The sequence below is a fragment of the Bradyrhizobium genosp. A genome (assembly GCF_049949275.1).
Classification (GTDB): Bacteria; Pseudomonadota; Alphaproteobacteria; order Rhizobiales; family Xanthobacteraceae; genus Bradyrhizobium.
Genome location: NZ_CP188196.1, coordinates 3417495 through 3441881 on the forward strand (window position 1 = coordinate 3417495; position 24387 = coordinate 3441881).

General features: G+C 62.5%; 21 protein-coding genes. 10 read left to right on the forward strand and 11 right to left on the reverse strand.

Features of this window, described 5'->3' with window-relative positions; genetic code table 11:
• Positions 1–57: 57 nt before the first annotated feature.
• The 7 genes from ACP2YP_RS15745 (at position 58) to ACP2YP_RS15775 (ending at position 7282) form a co-directional block, all read left to right on the forward strand.
• On the forward strand, positions 58–936 hold the full coding sequence (locus tag ACP2YP_RS15745; protein ID WP_426425192.1) for a carbohydrate ABC transporter permease: 879 nt from the start codon (positions 58–60) through the stop codon (positions 934–936).
• Positions 933–1826 (forward strand): carbohydrate ABC transporter permease, encoded by an 894-nt coding sequence (locus ACP2YP_RS15750; protein WP_426425193.1) that lies wholly within the window; start codon positions 933–935, stop codon positions 1824–1826. Before ACP2YP_RS15745 ends, ACP2YP_RS15750 begins: the two co-directional genes overlap by 4 nt.
• Before the next feature lie 6 nt (positions 1827–1832).
• Entirely contained in the window at positions 1833–2918 is a 1086-nt protein-coding gene (locus ACP2YP_RS15755) for an ABC transporter ATP-binding protein (protein WP_426425194.1), read from the forward strand.
• 26 nt (positions 2919–2944) lie between these two features.
• Positions 2945–3706: a sugar phosphate isomerase/epimerase family protein gene (locus ACP2YP_RS15760; protein ID WP_426425196.1), complete on the forward strand. Its 762-nt coding sequence runs from the start codon at positions 2945–2947 to the stop codon at positions 3704–3706.
• 13 nt (positions 3707–3719) lie between these two features.
• On the forward strand, positions 3720–4880 hold the full coding sequence (locus tag ACP2YP_RS15765) for a Gfo/Idh/MocA family protein (RefSeq protein WP_426425198.1): 1161 nt from the start codon (positions 3720–3722) through the stop codon (positions 4878–4880).
• Between the two features lie 156 nt (positions 4881–5036).
• Entirely contained in the window at positions 5037–6092 is a 1056-nt protein-coding gene (locus ACP2YP_RS15770; protein WP_426425200.1) for a sugar phosphate isomerase/epimerase family protein, read from the forward strand.
• 14 nt (positions 6093–6106) lie between these two features.
• Positions 6107–7282: a Gfo/Idh/MocA family protein gene (locus tag ACP2YP_RS15775; protein ID WP_426425201.1), complete on the forward strand. Its 1176-nt coding sequence runs from the start codon at positions 6107–6109 to the stop codon at positions 7280–7282.
• A gap of 695 nt (positions 7283–7977) precedes the next feature.
• Here ACP2YP_RS15775 and ACP2YP_RS15780 read toward each other — a convergent pair.
• From ACP2YP_RS15780 to ACP2YP_RS15805, 6 genes are all read right to left on the reverse strand, one after another.
• Entirely contained in the window at positions 7978–9342 is a 1365-nt protein-coding gene (locus ACP2YP_RS15780; RefSeq protein ID WP_426425202.1) for an FGGY-family carbohydrate kinase, read from the reverse strand.
• 121 nt (positions 9343–9463) lie between these two features.
• Positions 9464–10579 (reverse strand): substrate-binding domain-containing protein, encoded by a 1116-nt coding sequence (locus tag ACP2YP_RS15785; protein WP_426425203.1) that lies wholly within the window; start codon positions 10577–10579, stop codon positions 9464–9466.
• Between the two features lie 48 nt (positions 10580–10627).
• The gene (locus ACP2YP_RS15790) at positions 10628–11620 is read right to left on the reverse strand and encodes an ABC transporter permease (protein ID WP_426425204.1); all 993 of its coding nucleotides are present in this window, start codon (positions 11618–11620) and stop codon (positions 10628–10630) included.
• Positions 11617–12597, reverse strand: a complete 981-nt coding sequence (locus ACP2YP_RS15795; RefSeq protein WP_426425205.1) for an ABC transporter permease — start codon at positions 12595–12597, stop codon at positions 11617–11619. The genes ACP2YP_RS15790 and ACP2YP_RS15795 overlap by 4 nt, the downstream gene beginning before the upstream one ends.
• Positions 12594–14135: a sugar ABC transporter ATP-binding protein gene (locus ACP2YP_RS15800; protein WP_426425207.1), complete on the reverse strand. Its 1542-nt coding sequence runs from the start codon at positions 14133–14135 to the stop codon at positions 12594–12596. Before ACP2YP_RS15800 ends, ACP2YP_RS15795 begins: the two co-directional genes overlap by 4 nt.
• Positions 14136–14137: 2 nt before the next feature.
• Positions 14138–14950 (reverse strand): DeoR/GlpR family DNA-binding transcription regulator, encoded by an 813-nt coding sequence (locus tag ACP2YP_RS15805; RefSeq protein WP_426425209.1) that lies wholly within the window; start codon positions 14948–14950, stop codon positions 14138–14140.
• A 184-nt stretch (positions 14951–15134) separates the two neighbouring features.
• Between ACP2YP_RS15805 and ACP2YP_RS15810 the strand changes: the two genes are divergently transcribed.
• Together ACP2YP_RS15810 and rhaI are read left to right on the forward strand one after the other, a co-directional pair.
• Positions 15135–17231, forward strand: a complete 2097-nt coding sequence (locus ACP2YP_RS15810; protein WP_426425211.1) for a bifunctional rhamnulose-1-phosphate aldolase/short-chain dehydrogenase — start codon at positions 15135–15137, stop codon at positions 17229–17231.
• Complete coding sequence (gene rhaI, locus ACP2YP_RS15815; RefSeq protein ID WP_426425212.1) at positions 17228–18526, forward strand: L-rhamnose catabolism isomerase; 1299 nt, start codon at positions 17228–17230, stop codon at positions 18524–18526. The genes ACP2YP_RS15810 and rhaI overlap by 4 nt, the downstream gene beginning before the upstream one ends.
• A 333-nt stretch (positions 18527–18859) precedes the next feature.
• On the opposite strand, the gene ACP2YP_RS15820 is transcribed toward rhaI, so the two are convergent.
• The 5 genes from ACP2YP_RS15820 to ACP2YP_RS15840 form a co-directional block, all read right to left on the reverse strand.
• The gene (locus ACP2YP_RS15820) at positions 18860–19732 is read right to left on the reverse strand and encodes an ABC transporter ATP-binding protein (protein WP_426425213.1); all 873 of its coding nucleotides are present in this window, start codon (positions 19730–19732) and stop codon (positions 18860–18862) included.
• The gene (locus ACP2YP_RS15825) at positions 19729–20637 is read right to left on the reverse strand and encodes an ABC transporter permease (RefSeq protein WP_426425215.1); all 909 of its coding nucleotides are present in this window, start codon (positions 20635–20637) and stop codon (positions 19729–19731) included. The genes ACP2YP_RS15820 and ACP2YP_RS15825 overlap by 4 nt, the downstream gene beginning before the upstream one ends.
• The gene (locus tag ACP2YP_RS15830) at positions 20634–22055 is read right to left on the reverse strand and encodes an ABC transporter substrate-binding protein (protein ID WP_426425216.1); all 1422 of its coding nucleotides are present in this window, start codon (positions 22053–22055) and stop codon (positions 20634–20636) included. The genes ACP2YP_RS15825 and ACP2YP_RS15830 overlap by 4 nt, the downstream gene beginning before the upstream one ends.
• A gap of 181 nt (positions 22056–22236) precedes the next feature.
• Entirely contained in the window at positions 22237–23010 is a 774-nt protein-coding gene (locus tag ACP2YP_RS15835; protein WP_426425217.1) for a Crp/Fnr family transcriptional regulator, read from the reverse strand.
• A gap of 79 nt (positions 23011–23089) precedes the next feature.
• Entirely contained in the window at positions 23090–23386 is a 297-nt protein-coding gene (locus ACP2YP_RS15840; protein ID WP_426426165.1) for a gamma-butyrobetaine hydroxylase-like domain-containing protein, read from the reverse strand.
• A gap of 215 nt (positions 23387–23601) precedes the next feature.
• Here ACP2YP_RS15840 and ACP2YP_RS15845 point away from each other — a divergent pair, with 215 nt between their 5' ends.
• Complete coding sequence (locus ACP2YP_RS15845) at positions 23602–24375, forward strand: ferredoxin--NADP reductase (RefSeq protein ID WP_426425218.1); 774 nt, start codon at positions 23602–23604, stop codon at positions 24373–24375.
• The last annotated feature ends 12 nt before the right edge of the window (positions 24376–24387 follow it).

Below are 24387 nucleotides of genomic sequence, written 5' to 3' on the forward strand. Positions count from 1 at the left end.
TGACGACCTGTCGGCCGCCTTGCCTGCCCGTCGACCTCTCTTCAATCCGGCGATGCGATGCGTCTTTCGTTGAACTCCCGACTTTCCGCGATCTCCGCGCTCTTGCCGGCGCTGCTGGTGATGCTCGTCGTCTATATCGGCGCCACCAGCTGGACGGTGTGGATGTCGCTGACCAATTCGCGCATGCTCCCGAACAACAATTTCGTCGGGCTCCGGCAATATGAGATCTTGCTCGGCAACGACCGTTGGATCACCTCGGTTCACAACATCGTTATCTACGGTGTGCTGTTCGTTTCGCTCGCGCTTCTGGTCGGCTTCCTGCTTGCGGTTGCGATCGATCAGCGGGTGCGCGCCGAGGACACGATCCGCTCGATCTATCTCTATCCTTATTCGATGTCCTTCGTCGTCACGGGCCTGGTCTGGCAGTGGTTGCTCAACCCGACGCTGGGCCTCCAGCATGTGCTGCGCAGCTGGGGCTTCGAAGGCGCGACCTTCGACTGGATCGTGCGGCCGGAGACCGCAATCTACTGCCTGGTCATCGCGGGCGTCTGGCAGGCTTCGGGGCTGGTGATGGCCATCATGCTCGCCGGCCTGCGCGGCGTCGACGAGGAAATCTGGAAGGCGGCGCGGGTCGACGGCCTGCCGAAATGGCGGGTCTATGTGTCGATCATCATTCCGATGATGGGGGCAAGCTTTGCGACGGCCGCGGTGCTGCTATCGACTGGCGTGGTGCGCCTCTACGACCTCCCGGTAGCGATGACCAATGGCGGGCCCGGCATCGCCTCGGAGGTGCCCGCCAAATTCGTCATGGATCATTTGTTCGAACGCGCCAATATCGGGCTTGCGACGGCGGCGGCCACCACCATGCTGATCACGGTGATCGCGGTGGTCGCGCCCTATCTCTACTGGCGCACACGCAAGGGAGAGATGCGATGACCGCGGCGGCTCAGCCCTTGCCCGCCGCTCGCCCGCCGAAGCGCATGACCCCGGCGCGCTGGGGCCTCTATGCTTTCATCTTCATTACCGCGCTCTACTTCCTGCTGCCGCTCTATGTGATGGTCGTCACCTCGCTGAAGCCGATGGCGGAGATCCGACAGGGCAATCTGTTGGCATTGCCGGCAGCGCCCAGCATCGACGCGTGGGTCAAGGCATGGACCTCGGCCTGTACCGGTCTGACCTGCGAGGGCATCAAGATCGGTTTTCTCAACTCGCTGCGCATCCTGGTGCCGTCGGTGGTCATCTCCATCCTGGTCGGCTCGCTCACCGGCTATGCGCTGTCGCTGTGGCGTGTGCACGGCGCCAACATCCTGTTCGGCACAATGATGGTGGTCGCGTTCATCCCCTATCAGGTGTTCATCTATCCCTTGGTTCGCGTATTCTCCTACACCGGGCTCGGGCAGTCGCTCCTCACCATCGTGATCATCCACACGATCTTCGGCCTTCCCACGATGACGCTGCTGTTTCGCAATTATTTCGCGTCGCTCCCAGTCGAGTTGTTCAAAGCCGCCCGCGTCGACGGTGCCGGCTTCTACCAGATCTATGCGTGGATCATGATGCCGATGGCCACCCCCATGATCGTGGTCGCGGTGATCTTGCAGACCACCGGCATCTGGAACGATTTCATCCTGGGGCTCGTCTTCGCCGGCCGCGACAATCTGCCGATGACGGTGCAGCTCAATAACATCGTCAATTCAACGCAAGGCGAGCGCGCCTACAATGTCGACATGGCGGCGACGCTGCTGACCGCGTTGTTGCCGCTCGCCGTCTATTTCGGCTCCGGCCGCTGGTTCGTGCGCGGCATCGCCGCCGGCGCAGTGAAGGGCTGACACAGAATGCAGAAATCGAACGTCGACATCAGGAGCCTTCAGATCGGCTTTGGCGGCTTGAAGGTGCTGGAGAATCTCAACCTCCATGTCGATGCGTCAGAGTTCCTCGTGCTGCTCGGGCCCTCCGGCTGCGGCAAGTCGACATTACTCAATGCGATCGCCGGGCTGATCGACGTCAAGGGCGGCGAGATCCATATCGGGGGCCGCAATGTTACCTGGGCAGAGCCGAAGGATCGCGGCATCGCGATGGTTTTCCAGAGCTACGCGCTCTATCCGCGCATGAGTGTGCGCAGGAACATGTCCTTCGGGCTGAAGGTTGCTCGTACGCCGCAGGCTGAGATCGAGCGCCGCGTCGGCGAGGCCGCGCAGATGCTGCGGCTTACCAGTCTTCTCGACCGGCGTCCCGGCGAGCTGTCCGGCGGCCAGCGCCAGCGGGTCGCGATTGGACGGGCGCTGGTGCGGCATGCCGGCGTCTATCTGTTCGACGAGCCGCTCTCCAATCTGGACGCCCAGCTGCGCGCCGAGCTCAGGGTCGAGATCAAGCGGCTGCACGCACGGCTCGGCGCCACCATGATCTATGTGACGCACGATCAGATCGAGGCGCTGACGCTCGCGGACCGGATCGCGGTGATGCAGGGTGGCGTGATCCAGCAGCTCGACGCGCCGAAGAAGATCTATCGCGAACCTGTCAACCGCTTCGTCGCTTCTTTTGTCGGCTCGCCCGCGATGAACTTCATTCACGGCCGGCTCGCGCGCGGTAGTGAGGTCGCATTCATCGCCGGCGTGAACCGGTTCAGCCTAACCGGTTATGCCTTCCGCGGCCAGCCGACCGACGCACCGGCCGTTCTCGGCATCCGGCCCGAGCATATCGAGTGGACTTCGTCCAACGATCCATCCTCCGTGTCCACGCGCGTCGAGATGATCGAACCGATGGGCGCCGACACGCTGATCTGGTGCCGCCTTGCCGACAACACCGCCTTCTCCTTCCGTCATGACGCCGACGCGCAAGTGCAGGTGGGGGACATGCTCACCGTCCGCTTCCCCGCCGATGCCCTGTCGCTGTTCGATGAGACAAGCGGACAGCGCCTCTAGATCTTCAACCCAGCAGAGAGCGAGACATGATCAAGCCGATCGACCGATTTTCCATCCAGCTGTATTCTGCCCGCTCCATCACCCCGCTCGAGGCGCAGTTCGCCCTGCTGTCCAGCCTCGGCTACAAGATGGTGGAGCCTTGGGGCGCACTGTTCGACGATCCCGAGACGCTGAAGAGGCTCCTCGATGTCCACGGGATGACTGCGCCGAGCGCCCATGTCGGCCTCGACCGGCTGCGCGGGGACGCGGTCGGCACGGCGAGGATGTGCAAGGGACTCGGCATCGAGACGATCTTTGCGCCGGCCCCACCATTGGGCGAGCGCGAGGGCGGAGAACAGGAATGGCGCAGCATTGGGCGCGGGCTTGCTGACATCGGAAAGGCGGTGACCGGCGAGGGGCTCAAATTCGGCTGGCACAACCATCATTGGGAATATGGCCGGAGCGGGAGCGGCAAGACCTATCTCGAATGCCTGTTCGAGGAGGCCCCCAACCTCGTCTGGGAGGCCGATCTCGCCTGGATCATGCGCGGTGGCGGCGATCCGGTCGCCGAGATCAGGAAGCATGCGCAGCGCCTGGTCGCCTGCCACATCAAGGATCTCGCGCCATCGGGACAATGCCCCGACGAAGACGGATGGGCCGATCCCGGCCACGGCATCATGGACTGGCCGGCGCTGCGCGCGGCGATGACGGAGGCCGGGGTCTCCCTGTTCGTCGCTGAACACGACAAGCCGAGCGACGTCGCCCGCTTCGCGCGCCGGGCGCGCGAGACCGTGACCGCCTGGACATGACGGGGAGGGGATCATGAGCAAGCTCGGAGTCGGAATCGTCGGATGCGGCAACATCTCGACGATCTACATGCGCAACATCCCGAAATTCCGCGATCTTGAGCTGGTTGCCTGTGCCGACCTGCGGCCTGAGGCCGCGCAAGCCCAGGCGGCGCAGTTCGGCATCGAGGCGTTGTCGATCGAAGCGCTGCTGGCGCGCCCCGATATCCAGATTATCGTCAATCTCACCACGCCGAACGCGCATTACGGCGTGAGCCACGCGGCGTTTAACGCCGGCAAGCACGTGTTCGGCGAAAAGCCGATCACGGTGGAGGCCAACGACGCCGCGACCTTAGTCGCGGAAGCGGCGCGTCGCGGTCTGAAGCTCGGCTGCGCGCCGGATACTTTCCTTGGCGGCGGCGGACGGACGGCGCGCGAGTTCGTCGATACGGGTCGGATCGGCAAAGTGCTGTACGGCACCTGCTTTCTGATGTCGCATGGCATGGAGCACTGGCACCCCGATCCAACCTTCTTCTTCAAGCCGGGCGGCGGGCCGATCCTCGACATGGGGCCCTATTACCTTGCAGCCCTCATCAACCTGTTAGGTCCCGTTGCGCTCGTGCAGGGGCGTGCGAGCGCCGGCTTCGCCACGCGGCTCGTCACCTCGAAGGGGCCGATGAACGGCAAGACCGTCGCGGTTGAAACCCCGACGACGGTCATGTCGCTGCTGCATTTCGAGTCAGGCGCCGACATCATCTTTGCGATGAGCTGGGACGTCTGGAAACACGGACATCCGCCCATCGAGCTTTACGGCACCGAGGGCTCGCTGCGCGTGCCGGACCCCAACTTCTTCGGCGGCGCGGTGCAATACACCGAGAAGGGTGGCGATTGGATCTCGGTCCCTGCCGACGACCGGCCGTTCGGCAAGCCCAACTGGCGCTCGCCGAATTGGGCCGATCACATGCCGAACCAAGCCAACTATCGTTGCCTGGGCGTCGCCGAACTCGCAAGTGCGGTGCTGCGTGGCACGCCACACCGCTCCTCCGGCGCGCTGGCGAGCCACGCGCTGGAGGTGAAGCACGCGATCCTCAAGGCCGGCGTCGAAGGCGGAGAGATCGCAGTGCGCTCGCGCGTCGAGCGACCGGCACCGCTGTCCGACGTCGATGCGATGGCGTTGTGGGCCGGGGAGATCTTCTGAAGCGGGACAGTCCCCAGATGCGATTGCCCGGTCTGGGCATTGGGATGAAATGCCCGCTCTGTCTCCTGGAACCAGCAAGGGGAGGCGAGTTTTGGTGGGGTATCGAACTCAGCGGACGCGTGCTGCTGGCGCGTCCAGGGTAGAAGGAAGCATTCGATGAAGATGATCAAGGGACCAGCGATATTCCTCGCTCAGTTCGCTGCCGACGCGGCGCCGTTCAACTCCTTCGACTCGATCTGCGGTTGGGCCGGCTCGCTTGGCTACAAAGGGGTTCAGATTCCGAGCTGGGATGGGCGGCTGTTCGATCTGAAGAAGGCCTCGGAGTCGCAGACCTACGCCGACGAGGTGAAAGGTATCGCAGCTCGTCACGGCCTTTCCATCACTGAGCTCTCGACCCATCTCCAGGGCCAACTCGTCGCCGTTCATCCGGCCTATGACATGGTGTTCGATGGCTTCGCCGCACCCGAGGTCCGCGGCAATCCGAAGGCGCGCACCGAATGGGCCGTCGACCAGGTCAAGCGCGCGATCTTAGCCTCCAAGCGTCTCGGGCTCACGGTGCACGCGACCTTCTCAGGCGCACTTGCCTGGCCCTATATCTATCCATGGCCGCAGCGTCCGGCCGGCCTCGTCGAGGCCGCCTTCGACGAGCTCGCGAAGCGCTGGCGGCCGATCCTTGACTATGCAGACGAGCACGGCGTTGATCTCGCCTACGAGATCCACCCGGGCGAGGATTTGCACGACGGTGTCTCCTACGAGATGTTCCTCGATCGGGTGAATAACCATAAGCGCGCGAACCTGCTCTACGACCCATCGCACTTCGTGCTGCAGCAGCTCGACTACCTCGACTACATCGACATCTACCACGCGCGCATCAAAGCCTTCCATGTCAAGGACGCCGAGTTCAACCCGACCGGCCGCCAAGGTGTCTACGGCGGGTTCCAAAGCTGGGTCGACCGTGCCGGCCGCTTCCGCTCGCTGGGCGATGGCCAAGTCGATTTCGGCGCCATCTTCGCCAAGCTCACGCAATACGATTACGGGAGCTGGGCGGTGCTCGAATGGGAATGCGCGCTGAAGCATCCTGAGCAAGGTGCGCGCGAGGGCGCGGAGTTCATCAAAAACCATATCATCCGCGTCACCGAAAAAGCGTTCGACGATTTCGCAGGTTCCGGCACGGACCAGCAGGCGAACCGCAAGATGCTGGGCATCTCCTGAGCGAGGGGAGCAATATGGCTATTGAAGCAAGCAATGAAGCTGGCGGTCATCGTCGTATCCGGCTCGGCATGGTCGGTGGCGGCCAAGGAGCCTTTATCGGTTCCGTACACCGCATCGCGGCCCGTATCGACGACCAGTTCGAGCTCGTTGCCGGCGCGCTCGCCTCAGATCCGGTCCGCGCCAGAGCCTCCGCGAAGGAGCTCGGTATCGCCGACGACCGCGCCTATGGCTCCTTTGAGGAGATGGCGAAGGCGGAAGCCGCGCGAGCGGACGGCATCGAGGCGGTCTCGATCGTGACCCCCAACCACATGCACGGCCCGGTTGCGAAGGCCTTCCTTGAAGCCGGCATCCATGTCATCTGCGACAAGCCGCTGACGACGACCGTCGCCGAGGCTGAGGAGCTGGTGGCGCTCGTCGGGAAGAGTGGCAAGGTGTTCGTGGTGACGCACAACTACACGGGCTATCCTATGGTCCGGCAGGCCCGCGCCATGGTCGCAAATGGCGACCTCGGCGAGATCCGGCTGGTCCATGCCGAATATCTGCAGGATTGGCTGACCGAGCAATTGGAGGCAAGCGGCCACAAGCAGGCGGCGTGGCGCACGGACCCAACCCGGTCCGGCGCCGGCGGGTGCATCGGCGACATCGGCACCCACGCCTACAATCTCGCCTGCTTCGTCACCGGACTTGAGCTCGACGAACTGTTCGCCCAGCTGTCGACCTTCGTCCAGGGGCGGCGCCTCGATGACGACGTCCAGATCCTCCTCAAGTGGAAGGGCGGCGCCAAGGGCATGCTGTGGGCGAGTCAGGTCGCCGTCGGAAACGAGAATTGCCTCACGCTGCGCGTCTACGGCAGCAAAGGCGGTCTCGAATGGACACAGGAAAATCCAAATCAGCTCTGGCTCACGCCCTACGGCCGGCCCAAGCAGCTCCTGACCCGCGGCGGGGCTGGCGCCTTGGTCGAGGCGGGCCGCGTCACCCGCATCCCCTCCGGCCACCCCGAGGGTTACCTTGAAGGTTTCGCAACAATCTATGCCGAGGCGGCGCGGGCCATTCGCGCAGCCGAGACCGGCAGGAACCAGGATCCGGCGGTGATCTTCCCGACCGTCGAGGATGGCCTCGCCGGCGTGAAGTTCATCGATGCTGCAGTGAGGTCATCAGCAAGCAATGGCGCCTGGGTTCGGATCACGTAACCGAGCGGCCCCTGAGATGCGGCAAGCCCGAAGGCGCGAATACTGTCGCGGGCACGTCAGCGCCTTCATGCGGGGTCTCCCGGCGTGATCAGGAGCGTCAGGTCACCGCGTTCCGGACCAGCCGAGTGAACGCAACCACCTCGTATGCCCTGCAAGTTGACGCCGCGATCTACCGCTAGCTGCATGCCACCGCATTCTTCAGCGGGACCGGCGATCTCCTGCAGACCTGTCCGACGCTGACCAATGTCAACGATGTCAGAGTGATTCTGGTGGGCTAGTCGTATCGAGAGCGACGTCGGGTTATGTTGGTAATCACGCAACAGATTAAGGAAGCGAGGGCCCTTCTCAGTCGGAAACATCCACCACCTCAAGAAAACTCAATCACTTACAAGTTGCTCCCTGCGTTCGAGACGCAATGGCCTGCTCAGGCTACCGCCTCAAAAAGCAATTTGAGATGGTTGTACGTCCTCGATTCGAACCGAAGGGTTCGAGCATTTGTTGCCTATGTCGGCGATACAGGCCATTGCAAATGGGATCTAGTTAGACATCGCTTGTTGGAGTTAGATCAAATTGGCCCATGATGGATTGGACCGAGAGTTCAGGTTTTTCAATCGGTTAGAGGTGGGCTTGAGAGTGAGGTAAGAGGAGAGCGGACGCGTGCGCCGCGAGAGGTGACCGCCCATTCGGCGTCAGCCTCAACGAGCGATCATATCGACTGCTGCCGTCCAGGCCTTGCGATAAGAGTCAAGGCCGGTAATCGAAATCGGATCGACGGGGGCCGGCCCAGCGATATGGTAAGAGGGGGGCCAATGCGCGAGCATTGCGGCACCGCGGGCCGTGCCTGCGGTGTCTTCCGCCGCAAAGACGCGCTGCGTCGTCCGTAACGCGCCGAGCGTCTGACAGAAGGAAAGGTTGCCGGCGAAGGTCCCTTCGACGATGAGATCGCCGCGGGTCGCTCCCATGCGCGTCAGCATCAAATCGCTCACCAGGGCACAATAGAGCGTCGCAAGTGCGGTCCGATCACGCGCTGCGACTTCGCCGCGGATCACGCCTTCGGTCGTCGCATAAGGTCCGCCTTGGCCCGAGAAGCAGGGCAAGGCCATCGCGCCGGAGACGATGACGCGCTCAATCGCGTCGAGAGCCGGGTTGCCACCACCGCCCGCGATGACGGCGTATTCGCGTCCGCCCATGAAGCGTCCGCAGGCGATGGGGCGGCCCAGCGCGTCGACGTTGGCGAGCGTGTCGTCGTGAGGATCGAGCTGCTCGAGCGAAAGGCCAACACACATCAGGATCACCCAGGTGCCGGTCGACAATACGGTGAACGGCGCCTGGCGCGAGACGAGGTAGGGCAGAAGTGAAGCGTTGGAATCGTGGATACCGCAAAAGACTGGCGTATCGGGCGCGAGCCCGGTTAGGGCGGCGATTTCTGGCTGAATCGGACCGAGTGGATCGAAGGCGCGGCGCAGCGGCGGCAGCAAGTGGTCGATGCCGAGAGCTTTGGCGAGGCTTGAGACCTGCCCCTGCCGCGGCGCCCAGAGATCAGTATGGGCGCCGAGCGTGGTGACTTCAGAGACCGCAACGCCGCACAGGCGCCAGGCCCAATATTGTGGATAGCCAACGAAATGCCTCGCTTTGGCGAAGAGGTCCGGCCAGCGCCACTTCTGGTAGGCGAGCTGCCGACCGAGATTGAGGCCGGCTGGCACTTTCGGCGACAGGCTCTCCGAAAAGGGCGGCCGCAGCCCGGCATACTCGGGTTCGATCACTTCTACGCCCGTAAATTCGTAGTCCATGACCGGAGCGGCGAGCTCGCTCTCGCCGATCAAGGCACCGGCTGCGCCATGCGCGGTCGGAACGATCGCACTGACCTGATGCGTGCGTGCGGCCTCACGAAGCGCATCGAGGACGAAGGTCCACGCGCTCTCAACATCTTCGTGCGGATAGGGCGGCCCCGGCAGGACGCAGTTGGGCGCCGACTTTTCCCAGAGGAGCCGGCCATCGTCGAATAAGGCAAGCTTTACATTTGTCTTGCCGATGTCGAGCACCGCGACTGTCTGGCTCATCGTCAAGCTACATCTCAACAAGCAACGTCACGAGTGCCATGGCCGGCCTGTCGTGACCATGACAACGAAGGCCAAGAATGTGTCGCCCGGCCGCGTTCCGCAGCCGGGCGACGAGTTCAAATCAGAAATCGAAGTCCTTGATGTTCTGTTTCGTGAAGATGAAGGGCGAGCCAAGCAGTATCTCGCTGCCGTTGACCACGTTCAGCTTGCCGAGTTTGCCCGCGTCTACCGACGTCGCGCCGGGCTTCAGGCTGCCGTCGACGAGGGCACGCATCACGTAGGTCGCGGCATAGCCGAGATCGACCGGATTCCACAGCACGACAGATTTGACGCAGTCTGTGTTGACATACGGCTTCATCGCGTTGGGCGTGGCGAGGCCGACTACTGCCACCTTGCCGCAGAGCTTGGCCTTGGTCACGGCTTCCGCCGAAGCGGGCGTCGCGACCGAGGTCATGCCGAACAGGCCGGCGAGCTTGTCGCCGTGCTTGTTGATCAGTGTCGTCGCCTGGTTGAAGGACAGGTTGTTGTCCTCCTGTGCCTCGACTGTCTCGAGCCATTTCAGCTTGGGATGACACTTCTGCGCATACGCCCACATTTCGGCGATCCAGCGCGCCTGGTTTGGCGTCGTGAAGGTCGAGGTGACGATTGCGAAGCTCTTGTCCTCGCCGGCCTCCTTGGCCATCGAGTCCATCATCGCCTTGGCGATGCCGTTGAACTCGGCCTGATTGACGAACCATTCGCGCGCATCCGGCGTCGAGTTGGCGTCATAGCCGACGACGTGGATACCCTTCGACAGTGCCTTCTTCAGCACCGGTCCGATCGCCACCGGATCGTTGGCGGCGAAGAGAATGCCGTCGACGCCGCTGGTGATGTAATTGTCGACGAACTTGATCTGCTCGTCGATCTTGGCCTCGGTTGGGCCGTCGGTCTTCACCGTGACATTGCCGAGCGATTTGGCGGCGTCCTGCATGCCTTTCGAGGTCGCGTTGAAATAACCGATGCCGATCAGCTTCGGCACGTCGACCAGCGTGATCGGTTTGCCGGCCTTGTCGGTCGCATTTGTCGGCCGGCCGCCGTCATAAGCCTTGGCCGCGGGTGCGGCGTTGGCCTCGCCAGCCGAACAGGCAAGCGGATTGACCGGCAGGTCGTCCGCGCCATCCCATCTCTTGTCCGCCGCCGAGGCCGTTCCGGCCAGCAGCGTCGCGCCGAGGAATGCAGCAGCTAATCCGAGTTTCATTTTATTCTCCTCCCATGTTGAAGCCGCTTTTCGCGGCCAGACATTCCATCAAACGCCCTCACGCCGCCGCTGAAGCGAACTCGCCACAAGAGTTGAAAGGATGAGCACCGTGCCGATGACCACGATCGTCGCGTCACCCTTGACGCCGGTCAGGGCCAACCCGTTCTTCAAGAGCTGGATCATCGCGAGGCCGACGACCGTGCCCCAGATCGTACCGACGCCTCCGAATATGCTGGTGCCGCCGAGCACCACCGCCGCGATCACGTCGAGCTCATAGCCGATCCCCATGTCCGAGCGGGTCGTGGTCACGCGCGAGACGAGAACACAAGCGGAAAGGCCGGCCATGAAGCCCGATAGCGTGTAGATGATCAGCTTGACGCGATCGACCGGCAAACCGGAAAAGCGCGCGGCGGTCTCGTTGTTGCCGATCGCATAGAGCGTCCGGCCGAAAATGGTGCGGTCCAGAACGATTGCCGAGACCACGATCGCGATCAGCAAGAGCCAGAGCTGCGCCGGCACGCCGAAGAGGTTTTCCTGTCCGATGAAGTAGAACCATTCCGGGTAGCCGCGCACCGAACGCGCCTGGCTGATTCCCTCAGCGAGCCCGCGGTAGAGGGCGAGCGTCGCGATCGTCATGATCAGCGGCGGCACTTTCACCCTGGTGATGACGATCCCGTTGAGAAAGCCCGCCGTGGCACCGACGACCAACGAGAAGCCAATCGCCAGCGGCAAGGGAAAGCCGAAATTCTTCCAGGAATAGCCTAGCAGGATCGCGCAGAGTCCGACGATCGAGCCGACCGAGAGATCGATGCCGCCGGTAATGATGATGAAGGTCATCGGCAGCGCGATCAGCCCGACCTCGGTCGTCAGCCTGCCTTGATTGAGCAGATTGTCGAGCGTCAGGAACCGATTGTTCAAGCCCCCGAGCACGATCAACGCAATGAGAAGGATCGCTGCCAGCATGGTCTCGTGACGCAGCAGCCACCAGGGCACGACGCGCTTGGCGGCCTGGGGAAGGGGGATTTCGCTCATGGTGCTCATGCTCCGGCCATGCGCCGGCGCCGCAGAATGTCGGCGATCACGGTCACGAGGATGAGCACGCCCTGGACCGCGCGGATCCAGTAGGGCGAGACGTCGATGAAGACCAGCGCACTGGCGATCTCGGCGATCAGTACGGCGGCAAGGGTCGAGCCGACCGCTGTGCCGACGCCCCCAAGAATACTGACTCCTCCAACGACCGACGCGGTGATGATCGTCAGCTCGAGATTGGGCGGCACGGTCGACTGGATGACGCGGAGCTGTGTCGCATAGAGCAGGGCGGCCGCCCCGGCGAACAAGCCGTGCAGCGCGAAAACCATTACGATCGTGCGCGGTTGCGAAATGCCGCAGAGCCGCGCCGCTTCGGCGTTGCCGCCGACGGCGTAGATGGCGCGTCCCGAGGCCGAATAGCGCATCCACAACGCTGCCAGGATCGTCACCAGGATCATGAGAAAAACCGGAAACGGCAGCACGCCAAAGAGTTCGAGATCAGCCAGATGAAAACTGTCGGGCAGGTCGGTAATCCACTTGCCTCCCGTGACACTGATCAGGCCGCCTTTGAGGATCGACAACATGCCGAGCGTAACCACGATCGCCGGAATGCGCAGATAAGCGATGATGGCGCCCTGCAAGGCCATCAGGAGTATGCCGGCAACGAGCGCAGCCAGCCAGGCGACCACGATCGGTGCGCCGTTCACGGCCAGAGTGCCGCTGATCGTCGCCAGGACGCCGATCAGCGCGCCAACGGAAATATCGATGTTGCCGGAGATGATCACCATCGACATGCCGACCGCGGCGACGGCGATATAGGCGTTGCCGAGCAGCACGTCGGAAAGATTGCGCACCGCCAGAAAGCGCGGATTGTAAAGGCCGACGGCAATGGCGAGGCCGATCACCGCGATCGCGAGCAGGGCCTCCTGCGAGGCAAGCGTCTTCAGCCACCGCCGCGGATCGGCCTCGGCTAAGGTCACTGCCGTCATGCCGCCTTCCCCGCGTTTTCACAACTACCCATCATCGCTGCGCCGATCGACTCCTGGGTCGCTTCTTCGCGCGAAAATTCGGCAACGATACGGCCTTCGCGCATCACGAGGATGCGGTCGCTCATGCCGAGCACCTCTGGCAGCTCGCTCGAAATCATCAGGATGGCGAGCCCTTGGGCGGCAAGTTCGCCCATCAGCCGATGGATTTCGGCCTTGGCGCCCACGTCGATGCCACGCGTCGGTTCGTCGAGAATCAATAGCTTCGGCCCGTTGGCGAGCCATTTGCCGAGCACGATCTTCTGCTGATTGCCGCCGGAAAGCTTGCCCGCGATCTGCTCGAGCGAGCTCGTCTTGACTGCAAAGCGCTTGACGCCGTCGCCGGCAAGCTTGCGCTCGGCGCCGCGATCGATGAAGCCGCCGAATGCGACCTTGCCAAGCGCGGCGAGGCTGAAGTTCTCGCGCACCGTCATCGGCCGCACCAGGCCCTGCGTGCCGCGATCCTCGGGAACATAGGCGACGCCCAAAGACCGTGCCTGTGCCGGCGAGCGGATGTCGACCTGCTGTCCGGCGATCCGGATTTCGCCATTATCGGCCGGCGTGACGCCGAAAATAGTTTGCGCCAGCTCGCTGCGACCCGAGCCGACAAGTCCGGCAAGGCCGACGATCTCGCCGGCGCGCACCGTGAGCGAGATGCTCCGCGTCAACGGCCGTCGTTCGAGGTTCTTTACCTCCAGCACCGGCTTGCCGATCGGAACCTTGATTTTCGGGAACAGACTCTCGATCCTGCGGCCGACCATCAATTGCACGAGTTCGGCTGCGTCCGTGTCGGTGACGCGTTTGGTCGCGACGTGCGTGCCATCGCGCAGCACGGTTACGCGATCGGCAATTGCGAAAATCTCGTCGAGCCGATGGCTGATATAGATTACGGCGACGCCGCGGGCTTTCAGCTTGCGCACGATGTCGAAGAGCCGCGTCACGTCGTACTCGGTCAGGGCCGCGGTCGGCTCGTCCATGATGAGAATGCGCGCATCCTGCGATAACGCACGCAGGATCTCGACGCGCTGGCGGTTGCCGACGCTGAGGGAACCGACGATTCGGTCGGCGTGCAAGTCATGAATCTCAAGCGAAGCGAGCAGCGCATTCGTCTTCTTGTGCATCGTCCGCCAGTCGATCCGGCCGAGGCCGGCGCGGGGCGCATGCCCCATGAAGATATTTTCGGCGACAGTGAGCTCCGGAAACAACAGCAGCTCTTGATAGATCGTGGCGATGCCGGCACGCCGTGCATCGTCAGGCTGCGCGAGGTCAACCTGTCTGCCGTCCACGAAGACCTCGCCGCGATCGGGCGAGAACACGCCGGAAACGATCTTGATCAGCGTCGACTTGCCGGCGCCGTTCTCGCCGAGCAAGGCGTGGACTTCGCCCCTGGCGGTGTCGAACGAGGCGCCGGACAGCGCCCGTACGCCTGGAAAGGACTTCTCGATCGCGCGCACCGATAGAAGCGGCGCCGCGGGAGTTTCACTGTGCGGGTCAGTTGTCATGGTCACGCCGCCGCATTGGCTTGAGCGCCTGCATCCACAACAACGACGCGGACACCGTGCCCGCGCAGCATGTCGAGTGCGTCGCTCGGCGCATCGGAAGCGGTGATCAGCGTATCGATGCGCGATAGCGGGCAGACGACAAGGCTGCCGCGCGAGACGAATTTCGAGGAGTCGGCTAGCACGATCAGCTTGTCGGCACGCTTCAGCAGTTTGGATTCGGCGCGGGCGAGCAGGGGGTCGCCCTCGATCACGCCGAGCGGTCCGATCGAGATCGCACTCATGAACATCCGCGTCGCCGAATAGTGCTGGATCGCATCCTCTTCAAAGGGCGAGACGATCATGCCTTGCTCGCGATAGACCTCGCCACCCGGCAAGGCGACGCGGCATTTCGACGTGTGGATCAGCGCGTCGGCGAGCAGATAGGAATTGGTCAATACCTTCAGACGGCGTTCGCGCAGATATTCGCCCATCTGATAGGTGGTCGTGCCGCCGTTGATGATGATTGTCTCGCCATCAGTGCAGAGGGCGACCGCCGCTTTTGCAATGGCGCGCTTGGCATCTATGTTGAGCGTCTGGCTGACGTCGAAGGAGCGCGTGGCAAGCGAAACGACGTCGCCCGGTGCGTTGACGGTGTCGGGCAGGGCTTCTAACCCGCCATGCACCCTGATCGCGATGCCTTGCTCGGCGAGCCTGGCGAAATCGCGCCGTATCGAGGCTTCGGAGACGCCGGTCGCGCGACATGCGTCGGCGATGCGCACCAGCGACCGCTCACGCAAGAGTCCCTTGATGACCTGCCAGCGTTCCCGCTCGTGCACGTCGCCCTCCCTTTTGCCCGTAAATAGCTCACGCTCTCGACCAGCGGTCAACTGCAAACCGTCAAAATCGATCAATATCGCGCTGCATCAATCATATTGCGTCGCGGCATTGAGTGTCTGTGATTGACCTTGATTGAATCGGTAGCCTAAGCTGACCAGAGATCAAACACAGGGAGAATCCCTAATGAGCGAGGTCGCGGCCAAGCCCCTGCCAAATCTCTGGGACGACGCGCTCGCCGCCGGGTTCGATGAAGCAGGTCAGTTGCTGTACCGCTCCAACCTGCTCGGGGCTGATCTGCGCATCACTAATTTCGGGGGCGGCAATACCTCGGCCAAGATCGAGATGAAGGATCCGCTGACGCGCCAGAATGTACGCGTGCTCTGGGTCAAGGGTTCAGGCGGCGACATCGGCTCGATGAAGCGCGACGGCTTTTCGACGCTGTACCTCGACAAGCTCGAGAGCCTGAAAGGCCTCTATCGCGGCCTCGCCCAAGAGGACGAGATGGTCGCCTTGTTCAATCACTGCACCTTCGATCTCAATCCGCGGGCGACTTCGATCGATACCCCCTTGCACGCCTTCGTGCCGCACCGGCATGTGGATCATGTCCATGCCGACGCGGTCATTGCCATTGCCGCCTCAGTCGACGCTGAGCGCCTGACCCGCGAAGTTTTCGGCGGCAAGCTCGGGTTCCTGCCGTGGCAGCGGCCGGGCTTCGATCTTGGCCTCAAGCTCGGCGAGATGGCCACGCGCCATCCCGACTATGTCGGCGTCGTTCTTGGTGGGCACGGGCTGTTCACCTGGGCCGAGACGTCGAAAGCCTGCTACGAGATGACCTTGCGCGTGATTCAGCAGGCCGCCGATTGGCTTGCCGCGCATGAGCGGAAGCCGGCTTTCGGCGGCGCCAAGGTCGAAGCGGCCTCGCCGGAAAAACGCCGCGCGATCGCGGCCAGGCTGATGCCGCTGATCCGCGGCAAGATCTCCGCGGACGAACGCAAGATCGGCCATTTCACTGATGCCCCGGAAGTGCTGGAGTTCGTCAACTCCAGTGCGCTGACGAAGCTGGCGCCGCTCGGCACCTCCTGTCCGGATCACTTTCTTCGCACCAAGATCCGGCCGCTGCTGTTGCCTTACGATCCCGTGCGCGACAATCTCGACGAGGTGATCGCAGGCCTCGATGACGTTCTCGCCGCTTACCGACGCGACTACGCCGCCTATTATGAGCGCTGCAAACATCCGGACTCGCCGGGCATGCGTGATCCTAACGCGGTCGTGTATCTCGTTCCGGGAATCGGCATGTTCACGTTTGCCAAGGACAAGGCAACGGCGCGCGTTGCGGCCGAATTCTATATTAACGCGATCAACGTCATGCGTGGCGCCTCGGGCGTCAGCGCCTATGTCGGCCTGGCTGAGCAGGAGGCCTTCAATATCGAATACTGGCTGCTGGAAGAGGCCAAGCTCCAGCGCATGCCCAGGCCGAAATCGCTCGCCGGGCGGATCGCCTATGTGACCGGCGGCGCCGGCGGCATTGGCGGGGCAACCGCGCAGCGGCTGCTCGGCGAAGGCGCTTGCCTCGTCATTGCGGACATTGACGAGAAGGCGCTGAGCGAGCGCGTTGCGGCGATTACGAAGCACCATGGCCGCGACGCGGCGATCGGCGTGAAGCTCGATGTGACCGACGAGGCGGCGGTGGTCGCTTCGTTCGAAGAGGCAGCGCGGGCCTTTGGCGGCGTCGACATCGTCGTCTCGAACGCCGGTATCGCTTCGGCTTCGCCTGTCGAAGACACGAGTCTTGGGCTTTGGCAGAAGAATATGGACATTCTCGCCACAGGTTATTTCCTCGTCTCGCGCGAAGCATTCCGGCTGATGCAGCGTCAAAACGTCGGCGGCGCCATCATCTTTGTTGCCTCGAAGAACGGTCTCGCCGCTTCGGCCGGTGCTTCGGCCTATTGCGCCGCCAAGGCGTCGGAGATCCATCTGGCCCGCTGCCTGGCGTTGGAAGGCGCGGCGCATGGTATCCGCGTCAACACCGTCAATCCGGACGCGGTGCTGCGTGGTTCGAAGATCTGGGAAGGCGAGTGGCGCCAGCAGCGTGCGGCGTCCAACAAGGTTGCGGAAGACCAGCTCGAGGAAGTCTACCGCCAGCGCTCGCTGCTCAAACTATCGGTATTCCCCGAAGATATCGCCGAGGGTGTCTACTTCTTCGCGTCCGATCTCTCGGCCAAATCGACCGGCAACATCCTCAATATCGACGCCGGTAACGCCCAGGCCTTCACGCGATGAGCACGCCGTTCTCGATCAGCCCGGATTTCATCGCCAACCACAACGCGCGGCTCGAAGAAGCGACCACTGAAGACTACGATGCCCTGAAGCGCGCGCTGGCGCGGCACGGCATCGACGCGGAAGCCCTGGTGCAGAAGGTTTTGGCCTTCGGCGTCGCCATTCCGACTTGGGGCGTCGGCACAGGAGGCACGCGATTTGCGCGCTTCCCGGGGCCGGGTGAGCCGCGCAACGTCTTCGAGAAGATCGACGATTGCGCCGTGATCCAGCGATTGGCGCGGGCAACCCCGACGATCTCGCCGCACATCCCGTGGGACAAGGTTGACGACTATGCCGCCTTGCGTGAACAGGCCGCGCGTCACGGCCTTACCTTCGACGCAGTCAACTCCAACACATTCCAGGATCAGCCGGGGCAGGAGCTTTCATACAAGTTCGGTTCGCTGTCGCATACCGATGCGCGCGTGCGCGCTCAGGCGGTCGCGCACAATATCGAATGCGCCGAGATCGGCCGCAAGCTCGGCTCGAAAGCGTTGACCGTCTGGATCGCCGATGGATCGAACTTTGCCGGCCAATCGAATCTGACCAAGGCGCTCGACCGCTATATCGACGCGATGCGTGAGATCGTCGCGGCACTGCCTGCCGACTGGCGGGTGTTCCTCGAGCACAAGCTCTACGAGCCGGCGTTCTACTCGACCGTGATCTCGGATTGGGGCACGAGTTTTGCGGTCGCGCAGGAACTCGGGCCCAAGGCGCATTGCCTCGTCGACCTCGGCCATCATGCGCCGAACGTGAATATCGAGCAGATCGTCGCCCGGCTCGTTCGCTTCGGGAAACTCGCGGGCTTCCATTTCAATGATTCGAAATATGGTGATGATGACCTCGACAGCGGCTCGGTCGAGCCGTTCCGGCTGTTTCTCGTCTTCAACGAGCTGATCGACGCCGAGCGACGCAAGGCGGAAGGTTTTGCGCCCGCCTATATGATTGACCAGTCGCATAACGTGACCGATCCGATCGAGAGTTTGATGCAATCGGCGATCGAGTTACAGCGCGCCTATGCCCAGGCCCTGATCGTCGATCGCGTGGCCCTCGAGGCGGCGCAAGAAGCGAATGATGCGCTCGGCGCCCATCTCGAATTGAAACGTGCTTTCACGAGCGACGTCTCGCCGCTGCTGGCCATTGCCCGCCTTCGTGCCGGCGGAGCGATCGCGCCGATCGCGGCCTATCGAGCATCCGGCTATCGGGCTCAAAAGACGAAGGAGCGTCCCGCCATCGCCGGGACTTCGGCGGGAATTGTCTAGGTAAGGGGTCTGAAGGCTGCGATCGACGAAGCCAACTGGATGACGCGCGGGATGATTTTCATATGGTACGCAAAAGACCAAGCCGCTTGACGTGGCAGTTCCACGATTGATTGTGCGATGGGCTCACGGCCCGCTGTGATAGACGAAGCTTTCTCTGACTGGCTCCAATCGGACGTCGATTGCTGAAGCTAGCTCAAAACTCGCCCATGATGGATTGGAGCGAGAATTCAGTAATTTCAGTTGGTTAGAAGGCGGCGTGTGCAGGCGTGTGCACCGGGAGATCAAGAAAAATCTCATTCCAGCCAGTGTGAGCACGGGCCATGGTGTTCTCGGCTAAAGTACCTCGACCAGCGAATGGCCGTGCAGCTCGATGTTCAATCCCTGCATGCCGAGATCGTTGATCTCGCCGCCCATCGCCTTCAGACTTTCCTCGCGGATCAGGGACATCAGGCCGCGGCGCAGCGCCAAGAATTCCGACGACATCATCATCGATTGCTGGCGTGGGCGCTCCAGCGGAATTGGTATCTCCGCCTTGATCGAGCCGGGGCGCGCGGTCATGCAGTAGACGCGGTCGGAGAGGAAGATTGCCTCGTCGATGTCGTGAGTGACGAACAGCACCGAGATCTTCAGCCGTTGCCACATGTTGGTGAGGATCTGCTGCATGATGACCCGGGTCTGGGCGTCGAGCGCGCCAAAGGGTTCATCCAGCAGCAGTACCTTCGGTCCCGTCGCGAGCGCGCGGACGATGCCGACGCGCTGCTTCATGCCGCCGGAGAGTTTTTCCGGATAGTGCTTCTCGAAGGCTTCGAGTCCCGCCAGGCCGAGCAGCGTGCGCGCGGCGCGTTCGCGCTGCGAGCGCGGCATGCCGCGCATCTTCAGGCCGAACTCGACGTTCTCCCGCACCGTCTTCCAGGGAAATAGCGAATATTGCTGGAACACCATGCCGCGCGCGGCGCTCGGGCCGTTGACGCGCTCGCCATCGACCGTGATGGTGCCGGTGGTGGGCTTGAGAAAGCCCGCCACCGCATTCAGGAAGGTGGACTTGCCGCAGCCGGAGGGGCCGACGATCGAGACGAACTCTCCGGGCTTGACGTGGATATGCGTATTGGTGACGGCCTGCACCGGGCCATCGATGGTCTCGTAGCTCAGCGAGAAATCTTTGACCTCGATATGCCCCTTTGGATCGCTGGTCGCGAGCTCGCTCATCTAGACCTCCATGGCATCACGAGATGACCCGCGCCTCGGATCAACAGACTCGATCCGAGGCCAAGCACGCCGATCGCAATCATGCCGAGCGCGATGTCGGCATACTGGACCAGCGAATAGGCTTCCCAGGTGAAGTAGCCGATGCCGTACTGACCTGAGATCATTTCAGCAGCGATCAGCGATACCCAGGCGACGCCCATGCCGATGGTCAGGCCGGTGAAGATGTGCGGCAGCGAGGCTGGAAAATACACCTCGCGGAAAATCGAGCGTTCGCGCGCGCCAAGACATTGCGACGCGCGCACCAGCACAGGATCGACCAACGTCATTCCGTGCAGCGTGTTGACGAGGATTGGGAAGAACGAGCCGAGGAACGTGATGAAGACGATGCTCTGCTCGTTGGTCGGCCACAGCATGATTGCCATCGGCACCCAGGCGATCGCAGGGATCGGCCGCAGCACTTCGGCGACCGGGAAGATTATTTCATGCACCAGCTTGAAGCGGCCCATGATCAGGCCGAGCGGCACCCCGACGATCGCGGCGAGCGAGAAGCCGATGAAGATGCGGCGGCAGCTGAGCGCGATGTGCAACAGGAATTTGGGATCGTGGATGGCCTTGGTGAAGCTTGCATAGACCGCGACGGGCGAGGGCACGTTCGTGAAGCGCACGAAGAATACGACGCGGTAGGTCGTGAGCAGATGCCAGACCAGGAGGAAGGCCAGCAGCGAAATGATGGCGATCGCGGTCGCGCGCAGCCGGCCCTGGTTCAGCCGGTACCAGCGCAGTGCGAGCGTGCCGAAAGAGGGCGGTGTGGCCGGGGGCGTGACGGCGGGCAAGGGGCCCGCCTCGGCGATGGCTGTTGGCATGCTGCTGTCCTCTGAATGTCTGAGGATGGCGGGACTGCTCACGTCTTGTCTCCGCTGACTGCTGTTTTCACCGCATCATCGAAGCCGAGCACCTTGCCGCTGATCTTGGCGGCATAGGCCTCGGCGTCCTTCTTAAGCAGGAACGGCGCGACGTCGCCATTGCCGACCGCGAAGAAGGCCTGGTCGGCGAACAGCTTGATACCGCGGGTGGTGTCGAAGACGTAGGCGACGTTGATCTTCTTGCCCTTGGCCTTGAAGTCAGCATAGGCCCCGAGCGTGCAGGCGGCGGACGAGAACGGCATGATGCCGGCGTCGTCGACCCAGACCTCGCCGGCCTTGCGCGGATCGGTGATCGGCTTCTTGCAGAAGGCGTCTTCGCCTGTAATTTCGTAGTTCTTGGTGCTCGCAAGTTGCGCGTCATAGTCGAGCTTCATCTCGGTATAGGCCTTGCGGATGTAGCTGTCGTCGACCCATTTCTTCGGATCGAACTCCTTCATGCGGCCGAGATTCTGCAGCACCTTGACGTCGTTGGCGGCCGCATCGATCAACGCCGGCTTGACCGTGGGATCGGTGGTCATGTTGCCGCTGGGGCCGAGGAAGATGTAGACGACTTCCTTGTTGATGCCGGTCCATTCCTGGAGCTTTTCGGAAGCAAGCTTGGGATCGTCGCGGAGCCACTGATTGGCGGCGATTAGCGCCTTCATGTAGGCGACGACGACTTCAGGATATTTCTCGGCGAAGTCGGTGCGGACGACGATGCCGTGGAAGGTTGGCAGATTGGTCTCGACACCGTCAAAGATTTTTCGCGCGAAGCCGCGGAAGGGAAGCAATTCGGCGAAGGGGACGAAGTCGGCATGCGCGTCGATCTTCTTCTCCTGGAGATTGGTCGAGCCGACCTCGGGGCTCTGGCTCACGAGCTGGAAGAAATCGGCCGTGTAGCCACGGTCCTGCATCGCCTTCAACACCATGCCGTGTGCGGCGGAGCCGAAGGGCACGCTGACGAGCTTGCCCTTGAGATCGGCCAGATCGTAATAGGGCGAGTCCTTGTGAACGACGATGCCGTTGCCGGAGCCGGAGAGGCTGTAGGCGGCGATGCCGATCAGCCGGCTCTTGCTCTCTGGATTGCTGTCGAACGTGAAGCCGTTCACGATCAGCGGATAGTCGCCCATCATACCGATCTGCAACTTGTTCGCCATCATCGCGTTGGTGACGGGCGGACCGGACGTAAAATTCTGCCACTCCAGCTCGAACTTGATGTTGGCGTATTTGCCGTCCTTAGGCAGGTATTTTTCGAGGAGATGGAGCTGGCGGATGACGACGCCCGCGGTCACCGTATTGGTTGTGGTGTCCTGCGTTCCGATGCCGAGGGTGACGGTTTCCGCCGAAGCCGACTGCGCGAGGATCAGCGCCAGCGACGTCACCGACATCGCGATCGAGAGCGTGGGAAGATGGCGGACCATTCTCATCCTCATTAGGTTGGATGTGCTGTGGTTGCCATGATTGGGTGAGGGCACCGACAGGGCAAATCCGGAATGATAACCGCAGTCGATTAGTTGCCGGGAAATGCTGATTGCATACTTCTTGGGCAGTCCTGCACTATAAAGCCGCGTGCCTGTGCACCGGCCTTGCTCGCAAATTCTATCAGTCGGGTGCGTGGCCGCGCATCTCCTCCAGCACGTCGGTGCGGCAGACCACGATCTGCGACCGCTTGGTCAACACGATTCCTTTCTCCTGCATGCGCTTCAAACTGATCGTGACCCATTGCCTGGTGGCGCCGACCATGTGGGCGATGTCGGCATGGGTGAAGGCAGCCGCAATCACGCGCCCGTCGGCATCCTCGACGCCGTAGAGTTCGACGAGATGCAGCAGAAGATGCGCAAGGCGCTGCGTGATCGAGCGCGTTCCCAGCATCTGGGCCAGCGCAGAATAGCATTTGCCCTTGAAGGTGAGGCCTTCAATGAGGCCGATCGCGAGATTCGGGATCTCTGCGGCAAGGGACCGCAATTCCTTTCCGGGCAGGTGCACCACGCTGCAATTGCTGGATGCGACGCCGGACCATTGATGCACAGTGCCTTCGAACACTTCGGGCCCGCCTACGAAATTACCGACATGCCAATAGGCGAGCGTGATCTCGCGCCCGAGCGGCGAGGTGTAGAACACGCGGATGCGGCCGCTCTCGATCAGCCAGATGCCGTCATGCTTGCCGCCCTGGCTGAACAGCGTCTGGCCGCGGTTCAGCACTTTTCGCCGGCCCTGCTTCAGCACCAGCTCCCGCTCGCGCTGGCTGAGCTTGTCCATCAGCGGGGGCGGCCCGCCGATCCATTGCTGGTTCTCGGTGAGCAGCAGCGAAGAACTGCCCGCAGGCCGGACTGCCGGGGGAACCGCCCCGCGAACTGCACTCGCCGCCTGCAACATCGTCTGCCTCCGGAACGTTGAAATCGTTCTAAAGAGGAGCAATGTCCGTGCCAGATGGGGGCGGCCCAGGAAGCGGCGCCTACCGTCCCGCCAAACTCAGCAAATATGGCTTCGGGTAAATTCCCCGATTATGTCCGTCCGAGAACGAGATGTTCAGCCCATAGCCGAGATCGCCGATCTCGGTGATGGCAATGCCCGGAAAGCGTTCGGGAAAGCGGCCATCGAAGCGGGCGCGCGTGCAGTGGGCGCATTTGCAGGAGACGCGAAGCTGCTCGGCGGAAACATTCAGCGTCTCGCCTTCGGTCGTGCGGACGAGGAGCGTCGCGAGATCGGCGCTTGCTTCGTAGTCAACCACTATCGGGGCCACCAGGGTCATGGTCATGACGAACCTCCGGATACTCTCTACGTCGGCGCCGATACGCGCGGATAGCAACTAATTGCCAGCGACGACGCGCTCACACTTTCGTCGCTGCCTGCTCTTCGATCATCGCCGGCGAAATGAGAAACTAATCGACCGGGAATTCCACTTCCGCATTGCCGGATTACCGTCTCTCCGAAACCTTGTACGTCATCAAGGGCCAAGGAGAGACCATGAGCGCATTTCAGAAGGAAACGGTTTTGTCGGTCAAACACTGGACCGAGTCCTTGTTCAGTTTCACCGCGACGCGCGATCCCGGCTTCCGCTTCCAGAACGGCCAGTTCGCGATGATCGGCTTGGAGGTCAATGGCAAGCCGTTGATGCGGGCCTATAGCATGGCCAGCGCCAATCACGAGGACGCGCTCGAATTCTTCTCGATCAAGGTGCAGGACGGCCCGCTGACCTCGCGCCTGCAGAAGATTCGGGAAGGCGACATCATTCTGGTCGGCCGCAAGGCGACGGGCACGCTGATCACCGGCAACCTCATTCCGGGCAAGCGCCTACTGCTGCTCTCGACCGGCACGGGCCTCGCGCCGTTCGCGAGCCTGATCAAGGATCCCGACGTCTACGAGAATTACGAGACCATTGTGCTGGCCCATGGCTGCCGCCAGGTCTCCGAGCTTGCTTATGGCGAGCAGCTCGTCGACGGCCTGCGCGATCACGAATTCTTCGGACCCTTGATCCGCGACAAGCTCGTCTACTGCCCGACCGTCACCCGCGAGCCGTTCCGCAACCGTGGCCGCATCACCGATCTGATCGCCTCAAACCAGTTGTTCGACGACATCGGCCAATCCGGCCTCGATATCGAGACCGACCGCATCATGCTCTGCGGCAGCCCAGCGATGCTCGAGGAACTGCCCGTGATGTTTTCCGCGCGCGGCTTCATCGAGGGCAATCACAGCCAGCCCGGCCATTTCGTCATCGAGAAGGCCTTCGTCGAGCGCTGAGGCGCAAATCGC